This window comes from Kribbella alba (assembly GCF_039529635.1).
GTDB lineage: Bacteria > Actinomycetota > Actinomycetes > Propionibacteriales > Kribbellaceae > Kribbella > Kribbella alba.
Map to the genome: position 1 here is coordinate 595,935 of NZ_BAAANE010000007.1, position 15,003 is coordinate 610,937.

Sequence of the window (15,003 nt, forward strand, 5' to 3'; positions counted from 1 at the left end):
TTGGAAGCCTGGCGAAACGTGGGGATCGTGCCGGTCAGTTGCCGCCGGTCAGCCGTTGGCGGAGGCCGGTGGCGCGTAGTGCTCTGCGGCTGAGGGCTAGGCGGACGGCGGTTTCAGTGCCTACGACGCGTACTCGGTCTTGGGCGCGGGTGACGGCTGTGTAGAAGAGTTCGCGAGTGAGGAGGCGGGACTCTTCGCCTGGCATCAGGACGGTGACTTCGGTGGCCTGGCTGCCTTGGGCTTTGTGGATGGTCATGGCGTGGAGGGTTTCGATGTTGCCGAGTCGGCTGGGGGCGAAGTCGAGGCGGCCGCGAGAGCTGTCGATGCAGACGCGCAAGGAGCCGTCCGGGCGTCGGATCGTGACGCCGACGTCTCCGTTGTAGATGCCGAGGGCGTAGTCGTTGGCGGTCACCAGGACCGGTCGGCCGACGTACCAGGTGTCCCAGAGTGGGTCTTCGGTTTCTTCGGTGATCCAGCGCTCGACGGTTCGGTTCCAGTGGTTGACGCCCCAGGGACCTTCCCGGTGGGCGCAGAGCAGGCGGTGCCGGTCGAGTGCTGCCAGGGCGGCATCGGCATCTCCCGCTTCGGCGGCTCTCCGGATTGCGAGCACGTCGGGAAGTAGCGCGGACCGAAGGGTCTCGCGGGGGTCGTCGTCCTCGACGAACTGCACCCGGTCACCACCGCCGCGCAGTACGGCGAGGACGTCTTCGGGGCGGTCTTCCCGGACGCCCAGCGCCAGGTCGCCGATCTCGCTTCCGAACCGATGGGAGGTGCGCAGTTCGGCTGCTTCGATGTGCCCGCCGGCGACCAGTCCGTCGACCAGGTCGGCGAGTACCGCCCCTGCCTCGATGGAGGCCAGTTGGTCGGGGTCGCCAACCAGGATCAACCGCGCCTCTGGCCGGACTGCCTCCAACAGCCGCGCCATCATCGTCAGCGACACCATCGACGTCTCGTCGACGACGATGATGTCGTGCGGCAGGCGGTTGTTCCGGTCGTGGCGGAACCGGGTCGACGAGTCAGGACGCCCGCCGAGCAACATGTGCAGGGTTCTGGCGTGGAAGTCGCCGAGCCGTTCCCTGTCCTTCGCCTCGAGGCGGTCCTTCATTTCGCGCCGTACTGCTTCTTCGAGGCGGCCGGCGGCCTTGCCGGTGGGAGCGGTCAGTGCGATCCACGGACGGCGATCCCCGGCGATCTCCGCCTGTTCCGCGAGGAGGGCCAGCAGGCCTGCGACGGTGGTGGTCTTGCCGGTACCAGGCCCACCCGTCAGAACCGTCGTCAGTTGGCGAGCCGCAGTCTCTGCCGCCGTCCGCTGCTCGATGTACGGAGTACCGGGAAAGAGCCGGTCAAGCCCTGCCAGCAGGGCTGCTTCGTCAGCGATTTCCGGGGCGGGTCGGCCGGTCCGGCGGCGAAGGTCCAGCTCGACCTGCTCCTCTTCTCGCCAGTAGCGATCGAAGTACAGGCGAGTGTCCTCGAGGTGGAGTGGGTGCGGCGCAGCGAGCAGGGGACTGGCCGCCAGCGCCGCGAGCCAGCCGTCCAAGTCCGGCCAGGCCAGCTCAGCGCCGTCGTCGCCGACCTCGTCACGGACCTCGGTGAGGTCGAGGCAGATGGATCCAGCGCGGACGGCCCGCGCCACCAGTGCACAGGCAAGCGCCACCGATTCGTTGCTTTCAGCAAGCAACGTGGTGAGCCGGGAGGCCACATGGACGTCGGCGGCCAGGATCACGCCGGCTCTGTTGAAGTCGCGCAGGATCCCGGTCGCGGAAAGCGCCAGGGTCGAGTCGAACTCGTCGACGGTCGCGGTCATGGCGTGCTCCCGTCGAGCAGGTCGGACAGGGCCAGTACGAGCGACGTCGGCATCGGCCAGCTGAACACCCCTGCCGGGTGCCCGTCCACGAGAGGCGTTCCCGGTCCGCACATCCCGCGCAGATAGAGGTAGATCACCCCACCGAGCTGTACCTCGGGGTCGTAGCCCGGCAGCCGCCAGCGGAGGTACCGGTGCAGCACCACCGAGTAGAGCATCGCCTGCAACGGATAGTCGGAGTGCAGCATGGCGACACCTAGCTGCTCAGGACCGTACTCCGCGGAGGTCGCGGGTTGCTCGGGATCGCCGAGCCGGTTGGTCTTGTAGTCGACCACGACGAAGCGATGGCCCGAGCCGTGCGGGACACGCAGTACGACGTCGATCGAACCGGTGAGGTAGCCCCGCAGGCTCTGCCGGCCGAGCAGCGGCTGCTCGAGCCGGTCGGCGTACGGAAGAAGCGGATCGTCGGCTGACAGGTGGGTGCGCAACAGTGGCGCCAACTGGGCGAGCTGTACGTCGGTCGCAACCGTCTCGTCGCCGCCGGCCAACGGGATCTCGAAGTCGAGTTCGCGGAGCCGGTCGGCGCGGCCCAGATCGCCGAGGGTCAGCCCGGGAATCAGTGGACCGAGCGGCGTGGTGTGCAGCGGCAGCATCGCCGTGGCCAGGGCATCGGCGGTCACGTCGACTCGCCAGAATCGCAACTGCTCGCGGACCTTTCCGGCCAACTCTGCGTGCAGGTCGGGCGCCTGCGGATCCGCCTCTTCGAGCACTGCGTGCACCAGCGACCCGAACGTGGCTCCCGCCGGCAGCCCGTCCATCGGAGACGGCACCGCATCGGTCGGAGCCGCCTCAGGCGTCGGTACCGGATCTACGGACTCGTCCTCCAGTTGACTCTCTTCGTGTTCGCTGGCGACACCGCCCACCTGCTGGTCGGCAGCACGGATCAGACCCGAGTACGACGTACGGCGCCAGGCGAGGTCCACCTCGCGGGAGAAGATCCCGGCCGCGAGCCCACCGGGGAGTTCCTCGGGGACGGGCTCGACCTGCTCGGCGATGACCGAGTCCTCGACCACCGGGCCGCCGGCCTGCTGCCAGCGCCGCAGCCAGATCAGTACTTCGTCGTCGGACGATGGTCTGTCCAGTGTGTCGGGCACGATCGGTTCGCCTTGTTTGCGACCGCGCAGCAGCCGCGAGATCCCTCCGTTGATCTCGTCCCAGGACGGCGCCCACCAGGCCACGACCTGTGACTGAGCCCGGGTCAACGCGACGTAGGTGAGGCGGATGTCGTCACCGGCCTCCTCGGCGCGCCAGAGTTTCTGGTTGGCACGGTGGCCGCGGTGCCTCTTGCCGCCGAGGTCGAGGCGCCGCTCTCCGTCCTGGTGGAAGACCAGCAGTTCGGTCTCCTCGACCACGTGGCGGGTGAAACCGAACGGCAGGTACACGACGGGGTACTGCAGGCCTTTGCTGACCCAGACCGTCATGATCTGTACGGCCGCCGCGTCGCTGTCGAGCCGACGAGTCCGCTCGGCCGTGCGTCCGCTGCCGTGGCACTCCTCGCGCAGCCAGTCGAGCAGGGCGGGCAGCCCGAAGCCCTCGCGGTGCGCGGTCTCGTGGAGCAACTCGGCCAGATGCGCGAGGTCGGTCATGTCGCGCTCGCCGCCGCGCCAGCCCAGTACTCGCTGGGTCATCCCGTGAGCCTGCGCGGCCTCGAAGACCGCCGCGACGCCGCTGGTTCGCAGCCGGTCCGCCCAGGCGCGCAGCGTCTGCCCGGTCCGGTCGGTGAGCCCCTCGCCACCGGCCCGCAGGCTCGCCGCCGTCTCGCCGAAGAACATCGTGGTCGCGGCGGCGCGGACCAGGCCGGAGCGGTGCGGTTGCTCGAACGCCTCGAGCAGGCAGAGCCAGTCCTGGGCGGCCTGCGACGCGAAGATGTCGAGGTCACCGGAGTAGACGGCGGGGATGCCGGCCCGGGCAAGTTCCTCCCGGCAGACGCGCGCGTCCTTGTGCGTCTCGACGATCACCGCGACATCGCCGGCGCGGAGCGGTTGACCGGCGTACGTCGCGCCGGCGGCCAGCAGGCGGCCGATGTCGGCCGCCAGATCGCGAGCGATGTGGTCGCGGAGCTCGTCCATCGGGATGCTCTTGCGCCTGACCGAGCCGAACTGCTCTTTCCGTGCGACCCGGAGCCGGAAAGGCGCGTCGGATGGTGCTCCGGCGAGCCTGCTGCCCTGGTGATGGGCGGCCACCGGGTGAACGACGATGTCCTGGTGACCGAGTTGGGCTCCGCCCAGGACGACCTGGAGGCAGTCGACCAGCGGCTGGTCGCTACGCCAGTTGGTATCGAGGGTGCGCCGCTGTCCGGCGGTGGCCGCGGCCGCGAGGTAGGTCGCGATGTCTCCGCCGCGGAAGGCGTAGATGGCTTGTTTGGGGTCGCCGATCAGTACCAGGGTGCTGGGCCCGTTGAAGGCGGCGTCGATCACCTTCCACTGCACCGGATCGGTGTCCTGGAACTCGTCGACCATCACCACCGACCACCGACGCTGCATCTGCTTGCGGGCCGGAGCGTCGGGATCCTCCAGCGCGGCCGCGAGGCGGGTGAGCAGATCGTCGTAGCCAAGGATGCCGAGGCGGCGTTTGCGACGCTCCATCTCGGCCAGTACGGCGCGCGCGAACTCGATCCGGACGCCCTCCGGCGAGGCCTCGGCGTACTTGTCCGGAACCAGACGGGTGTGCGGGTTGCCGACTGCTTTCAGCGCGATCTCGAGTGCGGCACCACGGGTGATGGGCGGCTGGTCCGCCGAATTCCCGAAGAGGTTGAGGTAGAGGTCGTCGACCACCTCGGTGACGAGTTCTCCCAGGTCGTCGACCAGGGTGACGCCGGCGTCGGTGTCACCCGCGACGCCGAGCGAGCGCAGTACGAGCTGGCAGAACTGATGCGTGGTGGCGATGGTGGCGGCGTCGAAGTTGGCCAGCGCGTCGCGAAGACGCAGGTGCCGCACCGCGATTTCGTCGGAGCTGCCCTTGACGAGGTGACCGAGAAGGCCTTCGTCGTCACGCCAAGCGGTCGGGTCGGCCAGTGCGAGTTCGGCTTCAAGTAGCTGGGTGCGTACGCGCTCGCGGAGTTCCTGGCTGGCCGCGCGGCCGAAGGTGATCAGCAGCATCTCGTCGAGCCTGGCGCGGCCCTCGCCCACGAAGCGGGTCACCAGCCCGGCCAGCGCATAGGTCTTGCCCGTGCCGGCACTCGCCTCCAGCACGACGGTTCCGGTGGGGAGTTCACCGAGAAGATCGAAGGGTTCCATCACGTCGCTCCTTGCTCGAAGCGAAGCATCGGCTCCCAGAGCCGGGCGGCGTACGCCCCGAGCCGAGTCGGCTCGCCCGGGCGTTCCTCATCGGGTCGGGTCGGGTCCAGCAGGTCGTCGAGCCGGCTGTAGGGGCCCCAGACACGGACGTGCGCGGGGTCGGCGTTCTCCCCGTCGTAGGCGGCCGGGCGCCAGCGTCGCCCGGCCGCGGTGGCCGGATCGTCGCCGGTACGGCGTGCCTCGTACCAGGCGAACGAGGTCTTGAGCGGAAGCGGAAGTGGCTCGCGTCGACCGGCGTCGTAGATCGCGGCCAGGTCGGCCAGCAAGGCGCGGGCTTCCGACCCGACCGGGCCGAAGAGCCGGCTCGCCGGGCTGTTCCGGCCCCGGCCGATGGCCAGCGCTGTCCAGTTGTGGTCGTCGTCGTTGGCGGACAGGGCGAGCAGCTGAATCCAGCAGGACAACAACTGTTTGGCGTCGAGACGGGAGAAGCCGACCGAGACCAGCCGGTAGCCGTGCACACTTGGCACGGTGCCGGTGAGCCGCCGGCCGCCGCCGAGATCGATATCCAGATCGAAGGCCCTGGGACTCGCCTGCCGGTGCGGATGCGCACTGATCGCGAGCTGTTTGGCTTCATCGCGTACGTCGGTCGCGGTCCGCCAGCCGAGTCGCCCCGGTGGCAGCGTGCCTCGTCGCCACTCTGCTTGCAGGGCGTCGTTCGGATTGACCCCCGCCAGCATGTCGCGGAGCAGCCGGTCGCCGACCGACCACTTCTGCAGGTTGTCGATCTCCACCGGCATCACGTCCGAGACGCCGTCGACCTCCCACGGCAGGGTCAGGTCGAGCGCCCGGAAGTATCCCCTCACGGGGTGCCGGAAGAACGCCAGGAGGTCAGCCAGGGCGATGTCCTCGTCGCCCGCCACGGCCAGCTGTCCGGCCAGGAACTCCGGCCGTGCCGGCCGGGATCCTGCGGCGGCTCGTGCCGCGACCAGCGCGGCCGGGTCGAACGTGAAAGGTCCCGGAGTACCGAGACGGCCGGCTTCGAGGTTCTTACGGTCGAAGGGCTGGAGCGGGTGCTTGATCAGGACAGCATCCCGGACGTTCCTCTCGGTGGTGCGATCAAGGACATCGAGGAGCTCACCCAGCGGTACCGCGGGCGGCCGCCGTTGCCCGGAGTACTCGTTGGCACCGGTGTAGGTGATCACCAGGGATTCGGTCGCGGCAAGAATCGCATCCAGCAGGAGTTGGCGATCCTCGCTGCGGACATCGCGCTCGCCCGTGATCGGGGTCCTGGCCAGCAGGTCGTCCCCGTCGGCCAGGCCGAACCGCGGGAACACGCCGTCGTCGAGTCCCAGCAGACAGACCACGCGGTGCGGGACCGATCGCATCGGCACCATCGTGCACACGGTCAGTGTGCCGGTCCGGAAGCTGGCGCGGCTCGGCCGGCCGGCCAGATGGGTGGACAGGAGGGCCCGGACATCGGGGAGCTTCAACGGTGTTTCGGCCAATGGGCCGGCGTCGGCGGCGACCTCGGCGAACTCGCGGTGGACCTGGCTGAGCTGCCAGCTGTCGTCGGGGACGACCCGGGTCAGCTGATCGATCCCCGCGCGCAACGCGTCGAGCCAGTCCGTCAGCGGACGCGTGCCGTCCAGTCGTTTGGTTGCCGCCTGCAACCGATCGACGTACTCCGCGAACCGGCCGGCCAGCTCGATCCGGGTGCTTCCGACATCGTCGAGTGGCAGCGTCGTGTTGATCCAGGCGTGAGCGTCGGCCGACATCGTCACGCCGGCGAGGATCCGGTCGAGGCCGAAGCGCCAGGTGTTCTGTGGATAGTCGGCCAGCCCGTACGGTGCGCGGTGGTCCTGGTCGAACGCCCACCGCACGCCCGACTCGCGGACCCAGTCGGTGATGGTGTCCAGGTCGTCATCGGTGAACCGGAAGCGGCGGCGGACCGGCTCGGTCTGGGCGAGGTCGAGCAGTTGGCTGGCGGTGGCTCTGCTGCCCGCCACGCCGAGCAGTTGGGATGCGACCCCGAGCAGGGGATTGGTCTGGGTGAGTGACCGGTCGGCCAGCTGGACCCGCAACCGATGCGCCGGGTGGCCATCGGCGCGGAGGTCTCCGAGGCCGAAGCGAGCGCTGATCAAGGGCGCGTACGTCTCGATGTCGGGGCACATCACAAGAATGTCGCGGGGTTCCAGCGTGGCGTCGGCTTGCAACATCCCCAGCAGTACCTCCCGCAGTACGTCGACCTGTCGGGCCGTGCCATGGCACGCATGCACTTGCACGCTGCGGTCGTCGGTGGCCAGGTGGCGGCCTTCGGGCTCGACGGTGTTGCTGCGCAGGTCGTGCTGTAGCCAGCCGAGGAGAGTGTCGGGCATCGCAGGCGAAGGAAGGTGGCGATCAGTTGCCGGCGCAACGGCGAGGGACAACTGCAGCTCACGACTGTCCCGCCCGAGCGTGGCCAGGAGTGGGTGGTCGGCCGCTTGGTGGCTCGTGTCGCAGGCCCGGTCGCCGGCGGTGGTGACCGCTGCGTCCAGGCGAGCCCAGAGCACATTGCTGGGGTGGGGGAGCCATAGGTGTACGTCGCGGTGCTTGGCCAGCCCGGACAGCAACTCGATCTCGGTGACCGGGAGCCGGGTGTGCCCGAACAGCGAGAGTCGCGCCGGCAGGTCAAGAGAATCTGGTTGATCGCGAAGCCGGGCAAGTGTCTCGACGTGGCGAACGTTCGGAGGCGGTGCGTCGATTCGGTCGACGAGACGCCGCCAGAGTTCGGGTTGCCAGCTCAGATCGTCATCCACCGGAGCCCCGCGGCCGTCGGTGTCGTGACCTCGGCTCCAGTCCGCCAGAACAGTAGGCCGCTGTACGGCGTACGCGGCGAAGAGCCGGGACAGCCTCGCCGCGACAGCGTACCGGCGTCCCTGGCGCAGCTCCGCCTCGGCGCCGGTATCGAAATGACCGAGGTGTCGCGCGACAGGCTCGCACCAGCCCTCGTCGAGCGAAGCGTCGAGCACAGCGAGCAGCGGCCACACCATCGCATCGGCGGCCCAGGGGTCGTCATCCGCGAGCCCCAGAACCGTGGCGACCAACGAGCGCGGCGTCGTGAACCGTACTCCGGCACACACCCCGTCGCCGCGGCCCGGCGCGGCGCCCAACCGGTGCGCAAGGCGCTGGGAGAGCCAGCGCTCAACACCCTTCGCAGGCACCACGACGAGCTCTTCGGTGAACGGGTCGGCGAGCGGTACGGCGAGCACGTCACCCAACGCGTCGGCGAGCAGGTCGGTTCGCTCGGCGCGGTGTAGATACAGGGCCACCGACGCAGCATGCCACGTGACGCCGACACCTCGTGGCGAGGCAGTGTCTGCAATGGCAGTAGCCCACCCGAGATCCTGTCGGGCCAGGGGGCAGCCGCTTCGTGCTCTACTGTCGAGATGATCTGGCACGGAGGCAATTGAGGGGAGCGGGCATGCCGAGTCCGCTGGTCTGGACCAAGCTGCACGTTCCCCGAGCACGACATGTCGTGGTGCCGCGGCCGCGGTTGGCTGATCGGCTCGGTGGGAGTGCGAAACCGCGGCTGACACTGATCTCCGGCCCGGCGGGGTTCGGAAAGACGACCCTGCTGGCGGCGTGGGCTGGGCAAGCGGGGTGCCGGGTTGCGTGGGTATCGCTCGAGGAGACAGAGCAGGAGCCCGCGTCCTTCTGGACCCACGTCGTCACCGCCCTCGACGCTGCGGCGCCGGGTGTGGGCACCGGCGTACTGCCCCTCTTGCGGGCTCCGCATCCGCCGATGGAGTCGGTTCTCGCCACCCTGCTCAATGAGCTCGGTGCCCTGGCCGACGGCGTCGACCTGGTCCTGGACGACTACCACCTCGCCGACGGCCCCGAGATCGCCGGCGAGGTCGCGTTCCTGCTGGAGCACCTTCCCCTTCAGGTGCGCCTGGTGATCAGCACGCGTGCCGACCCTGCCCTTCCGCTGGCTCGGCTACGGGCGCGGGGTGAGCTGGTCGAGATCCGTGCCGCTGACCTGCGCTTCACGGTGGACGAGGTGACGGCATACCTGAACGGGGTCTTCGGGCTCCACCTCGAGCCCTCTGAGATCGTCACCCTGGAGGAGCGGACCGAGGGCTGGATCGCGGCGCTGCAGTTGGCTGCCCTCTCACTCCAAGGACGTGAGGACGCAGCGGGCTTCATCGCCGGCTTCGCCGGGGACGACCGGTACGTCGTGGACTACCTCGTCGAGGAGGTCCTCGGCCGTCAGCCCGACGCTGTACGGACTTTCCTGCTCGAGACCTCGGTCCTCGACCGGCTCAGCGGCTCGCTCTGCGATGCCGTCACCGGTGGCATGGACGGCAAGGCCATGCTCGAGTCGTTGGAGCGCTCGAACCTGTTTGTCGTGAGCCTCGACGACAGTCGCCAGTGGTATCGCTACCACCACCTTTTCGCCGACGTCCTGCGTGCGCACCTGCTCGACGAGAGATCGGACGAGATCGCCGACCTGCACCGGCGCGCCGCCGAGTGGTACGGCGTCGCGGGCGAGCCGGTGACCGCCGTCCGGCATGCGCTCGCGGCCGGGGACATCGGGCAGGCGGCCGACCTCATGGAGCGCTCGTCCATCGAACTGCTGCGCCAGCGGCAGGAGGCGACGGTCCGAGGCTGGCTCGACGACATCCCGCACGACGTGGTGCGACGCCGCCCTGTTCTCGCCGTGGGGTTCATCGGGGCGCTGATGTCGCGGGGGGACTTCGAGACGGTCGGAGACCGGCTGGACGATCTCGAGCGGCTGCTGGCCGGCCCACGGGCGGACATGGTGGTGCTCGACGAGTCTGAGCTGGCGCGCGTGCCAGGGGCGACGGAGACCTATCGAGCAGCCCTCGCGCTCGTCGCCGGCGATCCGGCCGACACCGTCGCCCACGCCCACCTGGCGATCGCCAAAGCCGCGCCTGGCGACGACCTCACCGTCTCGGCCGCGTCGGCCCTGGCCGGGCTCGCCTCGTGGGGGAGCGGAGATCTGGAGGCGGCCCACCACGGCTACTCCGTTGCTGTGAAAGGGCTGGAACGAGCCGGGAACATCGCCGACGTGCTCGGTTGCTCGATCACTCTGGGGGACATCCGGGTCACCCAAGGCCGGCTCGGTGACGCCCTGCGCACCTACGAGGACGCTCTCCGGCTCGCCGCAGCCCACGACACCGACGGACCCCTGCGCGGGACCGCTGACATGGTGGTCGGTCTGAGCCAGATCACCTTCGAGCGCAACGATCTGGCTGCGACGGCCGAGCACCTGAAGCGCGTGGAAGCGCTGGGCGAACGTCTCGGTCTGCCCCAGCTCCCCTACCGATGGCGGGTCGCCCGCGCGCGGCTGCGCGAAGCCGAGCGAGATCTGAGCGGGTCGGTGGCTCTGCTCGAAGAGGCTGAGCAGGTCTATGTCGGTGACTACTCCCCGAACGTGCAGCCCGTCGCAGCCCAGCGTGCGCGGGTGCTGGTAGCGCAGGGCCGCATCGCCGAGGCCCTCGTATGGGCTCGCGCACAGCACCTCGACCCGGACGACGACCTGGCGTACATCCGCGAGTACGAGCACCTGACCCTCGCCCGGATCCTGATCCACCAGCAACGCACCCGGCCTGCCGCGCACCGCCTGCTCGAGCGCCTTCAGACCGCCGCAGAGGGGGGCGGACGGATCGGCACACTGATCGAGATCCTGACCCTGCAGGCGCTCGCGCACCACGGCGAGCACGGCCGACACGACGTACCGGGTGCGGTCGCTCCGCTTGAGCAGGCACTGCGATTGGCGGAACCGGAAGGCTACGTGCGGGTCTTCGTCGGTGAAGGTGGGCCGATGGCGACACTGCTGGAGGCTCTCGTCCGGCGGGACCCCTCTTGGGCTTACCCGCGGGGTCTGCGAGCGGCGTTCGATCGTGCACCAGCCCGACCGGTCGAACAGGGTCTCGTCGACCCGTTGAGTGAGCGCGAGCTCGACGTGCTCCGGCTCCTTGCCACCGACCTCGGCGGGCCCGAGATCTCGCGTCGGCTCCACGTCTCGCTCAACACCGTGCGGACGCACACGAAGAAGATCTACGCCAAGCTCGGCGTCAACAGTCGGAGGACCGCGGTCACGCGCGCCGGCGAGCTCGGGCTGCTCTGAGGGACCAAACGGTGCAGATCACCATCCCGCTCACCACATGATGTGATCCCCGGTCACCACTTCGGCTCCTAGCGTGCGGGACATGAACACCGCAGCCACCAAACCGGACGGGTCCGGTTGGTACGAGATCCGCCTCCAGGGGCGCCTCGACCCCCGATGGTCCGCTCGCTTCGAGGGCATGAACCTGACCACCGGCGACGGCTTCACCGTGCTCGCCGGACCAGTCGTCGACCAGGCCGCTCTGTACGGCGTCCTGCACCAGCTGCGCGATATCGGCCTGCCACTGGTCTCGGTCCGGCAAGTCGAGACCCATGGCGCATCGCGCCCACCTCACCACCCGGCCACAGGAGCCTGACATGACCACCACCGCATCCGCCGCCACAATCCCCGCCGTACGCCGCGATCCCACCCGCAGCCACGCCCGCGCCGCCGGCATCTTCTACCTACTCACCTTCGCGTCCTCGATCCCGGCACTCATCCTGATCGGACCGGTGCTGAACGACGCCGCGTACGTCACCGGCGCCGGCCAGGACACTCGCGTGCTGTGGGGCTGCCTGCTGGACAGTGTGAACGCCCTGACAGCGGTCGGATCCGCGGTCGCGGCGTACTCGGTGGTGAAGCGGCAGAACGGATCGATGGCCCTCGGCTTCGTGACCTCCCGCCTCGTCGAGGCAGCGGTGATCATGATCGGAGTTGTCAGCCTGCTCGCGGTCGTCACGATGCGCCAGGACTTCGCCGGCTCGGGCGCCGACGCCGCGTCGCTGACGGTGACGGCCGATGCCCTCGTCGACGTCCGGAACTGGACCTTCCTGTTCGGCCCCGGCCTGATGCCTGTCTTCAACGCGCTGCTCTTCGGCACCCTGCTCTACAAGTCCCGCCTGGTTCCCCGCGTCATCCCAACCATCGGGCTGATCGGCGCGCCCCTGCTGTTCGCCGCCTTCATCGCTGTCCTCTTTGGTGCAATTCACCAGACCTCAACGGCTTCGTTCTTCCTGACCCTGCCCATCGCGGCCTGGGAGCTCAGTGTCGGGATCTGGATGACGTTCAAGGGCTTCCGCCCCGAGGCCGTCGCCGCCCTCAACCTGCGAAACAACGCTTGAGCACTGAACCCGACCTCTAACACCACGAACGCGGCCCCGCTCCGGCGACGCCGCGTTCCTCCCCCCCCCCAAAGCCAAGCCCCGACCCACCGCCGCTCCCCAGAGCTGCCAAACGCGGCATCCCGCTCCGAGCCGTCGTCCACCGCCCCGGTCGGGTTAGGGAGCGACAACAGAGGAGCTGCGACCACGGGTAAGTGGGAGCGCCAACGGGGGAATGGCGGTCGGAAGAAGCCCCGCGTGTGAATACTTTTGGACCGTACGTACTACGACCATGGTCCGATAGCCGCTGTCCGCCTCGCTGGGTCAGCATCGAACCATGAAACCTGACGAGCAGAACAAAGACTCGAACCAGCAGCCGATCGTGTCGCGGCGCAGGCCGCGCCGGTACTTCGCCTGGGCAGGCATCGGCGTGATCGCCGTCGCTGCCGCGACCGGCGTCGTGGCCGGCGGCGCGACCGCTTGGTCTGCTGTCAACACCGGTGACGACAAGGGTGGCCAACGCAACCCCACCACCCACAAGACCACCGAACCCGGTGACGACAAGGGCGGCCTACGGACACCGTCCCCTCGTACCGCCGAGCCTGGCGACGACAAGGGCGGCCTCCGAAGCCCCACCGCGCGCAAGACCGCCGAGCCTGGCGACGACAAGGGCGGGCTACGGACGCCGTCCTCTGGTAGGACCGAGCCTGGCGACGACAAGGGCGGTCAGCGCACCTCAACATCGCGCAAGACCGCGGAGCCCGGCGACGACAAGGGCGGCCACGGTGAATCCGGCTCGGGCAAGTCGGGCTCAGGCAAGTCCTCGGACGATGGCCCCGGTCACCACTAGTCAGACAAGTTCACGCCACGGAAAGGCCAGCCGGCGAATGATCTGAGTCGTGAGTTCTTCCCCGTTTGAGGAGGCCAGTCGGACAGCCGACTGGCCTCCTCTGGCGTGAGCATCCCGTTCGGGTCAATCCGGTTGCTCGAATGCCAACTGGCGGATGCGACTAGGACCGCCTGAGTTCGAGTACGGGGATTGTGCGGATGCCGGCGGTCTGGCGTTCGTACTCGGCGAAGCCGGGATAGCGGCGGGCTTGTTCGCTGTAGATGCTGTCTCGGTCGGGGCCGGTTACCTCGCGGACGGTGACGTCGTATGTCTCGGTGCCACGCTCGATCGTGGCGTCGCCGGCGGCCACGAGGTTGACGTACCACTCCGGGTTGGTGGGGGCGCCGCCCTTGGTGGCGAAGATGTAAATGGTCACCGGGTCTGTCTCGTGCGCGAGGTACATCGTCGGAGTCACGTACTCCCGCCCGCTCTTGCGCCCGCGGTGATGCACCAGGACCATCGGAGCGCCTTCGAAGGGGCCGCCGACCTTGCCTTCATTGGCTCGGAACTCCGTGATGGTCTGGTTGTTCCAATCACTCATGTCAGGCTCCTTTCGTCTATTGAGCGGCAACTCCCGCAGCCGCTGCCGCTGTTCGTCGACCCCGACGCCGGCGGGGAAGACCGACTGCCGCTCACTGGGAGTCTTGCCGCAGTCGGGGCGAGGTGGCATCACCGGATTCTGGTGATTCACCGATCGGCGCGGAGGGAGCTCAGCCTGAAAGCTGCCGTCAGCAAGGGTCTGACGCGGCTACCACAACCACCGGCACCAGCTGGCCCGTACCCTGCTATGCAGCCACCAGCAGACACGCCGCCGGCGCACACGCTTGAATCAGCAGGCCACCACGGCCAGCTGCGGATTGAGTCGGTAAGGAGGAGGGCCTTGATGAGTGAAACGTTCTACTCACACGCGAGGCTGTACGACCTGATGTTCCCGGGCGGCGGGCCCGCAGTCGACTTCTACCGGGCCGACGTCAATCGGCAAGGCGGGCGCGTATTGGAACTCGGGTGCGGCACCGGGCACAAGCTGATCCCCATCGCGTCCGACGGGCATCCGTGCGTCGGCATGGACTTCTCGTCAGAAATGCTGGCTGAGGCTCAGCGTAAGGCGAACGAGCGCGGTGTAGCGGTGGAATGGTTGCAGGGCGACATGCGGGCCTTCGATTTGGGCCGCACATTCGACTTCGTGTTCATCACAGCCAATTCCCTACTGCATCTGCAGGAGGCTGAGGATCTGGTGAGCTGCTTCCGGTCGGTCCGAAGACACCTGGCACCTGGAGCACGGTTCGTCTTCGATGTATTCAACCCGAGCGTGCGCCTCCTTGCCGAAGCCGACGGCGTGCGGCGCACCCGGGAGTCGTTGTCGTTCATGGATCCTGACCGTGGCAACGTCAGCGTCGATGTCGCAGAGATCTACGATGCGCCCGCGCAAGTTACCCGCGGGACGTGGTACCTCTCGACTGACTCCGAGCCCGACTTCGTCGTCGCACCGCTCGAGATCAGGAGCATCTTCCCGCAGGAGCTGCCACTGCTCGTCTCGCTCGGCGGCCTTCGGCTCGTCGAGCGCTTCGGCGACTGGTCCGGTCGACCATTTGCCGTGGATACGCCGCTTCAACTCTGCATCTGCGAGTCCACCTGATTGGGCAAGTCCCGCGGCGTGGTGTACGACGGTTGATCCTTCGTCGTGTGCTGGTTTAGGCGCTGGCCGGCGGTGTCGCTGGTGATGACCTCCTGCGGATAGCCGCTTGGAGTAGACCGAGATCACTGACGAGCCTGGCGACATTTTGATCACTGTCTGTAGCTCTGCG

At 68.5% G+C, this 15,003-nt stretch carries 9 protein-coding genes; 5 read left to right on the plus strand and 4 right to left on the minus strand.

The window, feature by feature from the left end; genetic code table 11:
• Positions 1 to 34: 34 nt before the first annotated feature.
• The 3 genes from recD to recC are packed head-to-tail and all read right to left on the minus strand — an operon-like array spanning position 35 to position 8,405.
• Positions 35 to 1,804, minus strand: coding sequence for an exodeoxyribonuclease V subunit alpha (recD, locus tag ABD210_RS20700; RefSeq protein ID WP_344113471.1), 1,770 nt, complete (start codon positions 1,802 to 1,804; stop codon positions 35 to 37).
• Positions 1,801 to 5,097: a UvrD-helicase domain-containing protein gene (locus tag ABD210_RS20705; protein WP_344113472.1), complete on the minus strand. Its 3,297-nt coding sequence runs from the start codon at positions 5,095 to 5,097 to the stop codon at positions 1,801 to 1,803. The genes recD and ABD210_RS20705 overlap by 4 nt, the downstream gene beginning before the upstream one ends.
• Positions 5,097 to 8,405: an exodeoxyribonuclease V subunit gamma gene (recC, locus tag ABD210_RS20710; RefSeq protein WP_344113473.1), complete on the minus strand. Its 3,309-nt coding sequence runs from the start codon at positions 8,403 to 8,405 to the stop codon at positions 5,097 to 5,099. Before recC ends, ABD210_RS20705 begins: the two co-directional genes overlap by 1 nt.
• A 152-nt stretch (positions 8,406 to 8,557) precedes the next feature.
• Here recC and ABD210_RS20715 point away from each other — a divergent pair, with 152 nt between their 5' ends.
• The 4 genes from ABD210_RS20715 (at position 8,558) to ABD210_RS20730 (ending at position 13,159) form a co-directional block, all read left to right on the plus strand.
• Complete coding sequence (locus ABD210_RS20715; protein ID WP_344113474.1) at positions 8,558 to 11,230, plus strand: winged helix-turn-helix domain-containing protein; 2,673 nt, start codon at positions 8,558 to 8,560, stop codon at positions 11,228 to 11,230.
• An 82-nt stretch (positions 11,231 to 11,312) separates the two neighbouring features.
• Complete coding sequence (locus tag ABD210_RS20720) at positions 11,313 to 11,585, plus strand: hypothetical protein (RefSeq protein WP_344113475.1); 273 nt, start codon at positions 11,313 to 11,315, stop codon at positions 11,583 to 11,585.
• Between the two features lies 1 nt (position 11,586).
• Positions 11,587 to 12,330 carry a DUF4386 domain-containing protein gene (locus ABD210_RS20725; RefSeq protein WP_344113476.1) on the plus strand — a complete coding sequence of 248 codons (744 nt, stop codon included), beginning with the start codon at positions 11,587 to 11,589 and terminating at the stop codon, positions 12,328 to 12,330.
• 316 nt (positions 12,331 to 12,646) lie between these two features.
• Entirely contained in the window at positions 12,647 to 13,159 is a 513-nt protein-coding gene (locus ABD210_RS20730) for a hypothetical protein (protein ID WP_344113477.1), read from the plus strand.
• A gap of 160 nt (positions 13,160 to 13,319) precedes the next feature.
• Here the strand turns inward: ABD210_RS20730 and ABD210_RS20735 are convergent, their stop codons facing one another.
• The gene (locus tag ABD210_RS20735; RefSeq protein ID WP_344113479.1) at positions 13,320 to 13,739 is read right to left on the minus strand and encodes a nitroreductase family deazaflavin-dependent oxidoreductase; all 420 of its coding nucleotides are present in this window, start codon (positions 13,737 to 13,739) and stop codon (positions 13,320 to 13,322) included.
• A gap of 342 nt (positions 13,740 to 14,081) precedes the next feature.
• Here ABD210_RS20735 and ABD210_RS20740 point away from each other — a divergent pair, with 342 nt between their 5' ends.
• A complete protein-coding gene (locus ABD210_RS20740) occupies positions 14,082 to 14,834 on the plus strand; it encodes a class I SAM-dependent methyltransferase (RefSeq protein ID WP_344113480.1) in 753 nt (250 codons plus the stop codon).
• Positions 14,835 to 15,003 lie beyond the last annotated feature (169 nt).

Bases quoted from the DNA above. Each gene is read 5' to 3' on its own strand.
- recD (WP_344113471.1), bottom strand. From the start codon at position 1,804: ATGACCGCGACCGTCGACGAGTTCGACTCGACCCTGGCGCTTTCCGCG.
- ABD210_RS20705 (WP_344113472.1), bottom strand. From the start codon at position 5,097: ATGGAACCCTTCGATCTTCTCGGTGAACTCCCCACCGGAACCGTCGTG.
- ABD210_RS20725 (WP_344113476.1), top strand. From the start codon at position 11,587: ATGACCACCACCGCATCCGCCGCCACAATCCCCGCCGTACGCCGCGAT.
- ABD210_RS20720 (WP_344113475.1), top strand. From the start codon at position 11,313: ATGAACACCGCAGCCACCAAACCGGACGGGTCCGGTTGGTACGAGATC.
- ABD210_RS20730 (WP_344113477.1), top strand. From the start codon at position 12,647: ATGAAACCTGACGAGCAGAACAAAGACTCGAACCAGCAGCCGATCGTG.
- ABD210_RS20735 (WP_344113479.1), bottom strand. From the start codon at position 13,739: ATGAGTGATTGGAACAACCAGACCATCACGGAGTTCCGAGCCAATGAA.
- ABD210_RS20715 (WP_344113474.1), top strand. From the start codon at position 8,558: ATGCCGAGTCCGCTGGTCTGGACCAAGCTGCACGTTCCCCGAGCACGA.
- ABD210_RS20740 (WP_344113480.1), top strand. From the start codon at position 14,082: ATGAGTGAAACGTTCTACTCACACGCGAGGCTGTACGACCTGATGTTC.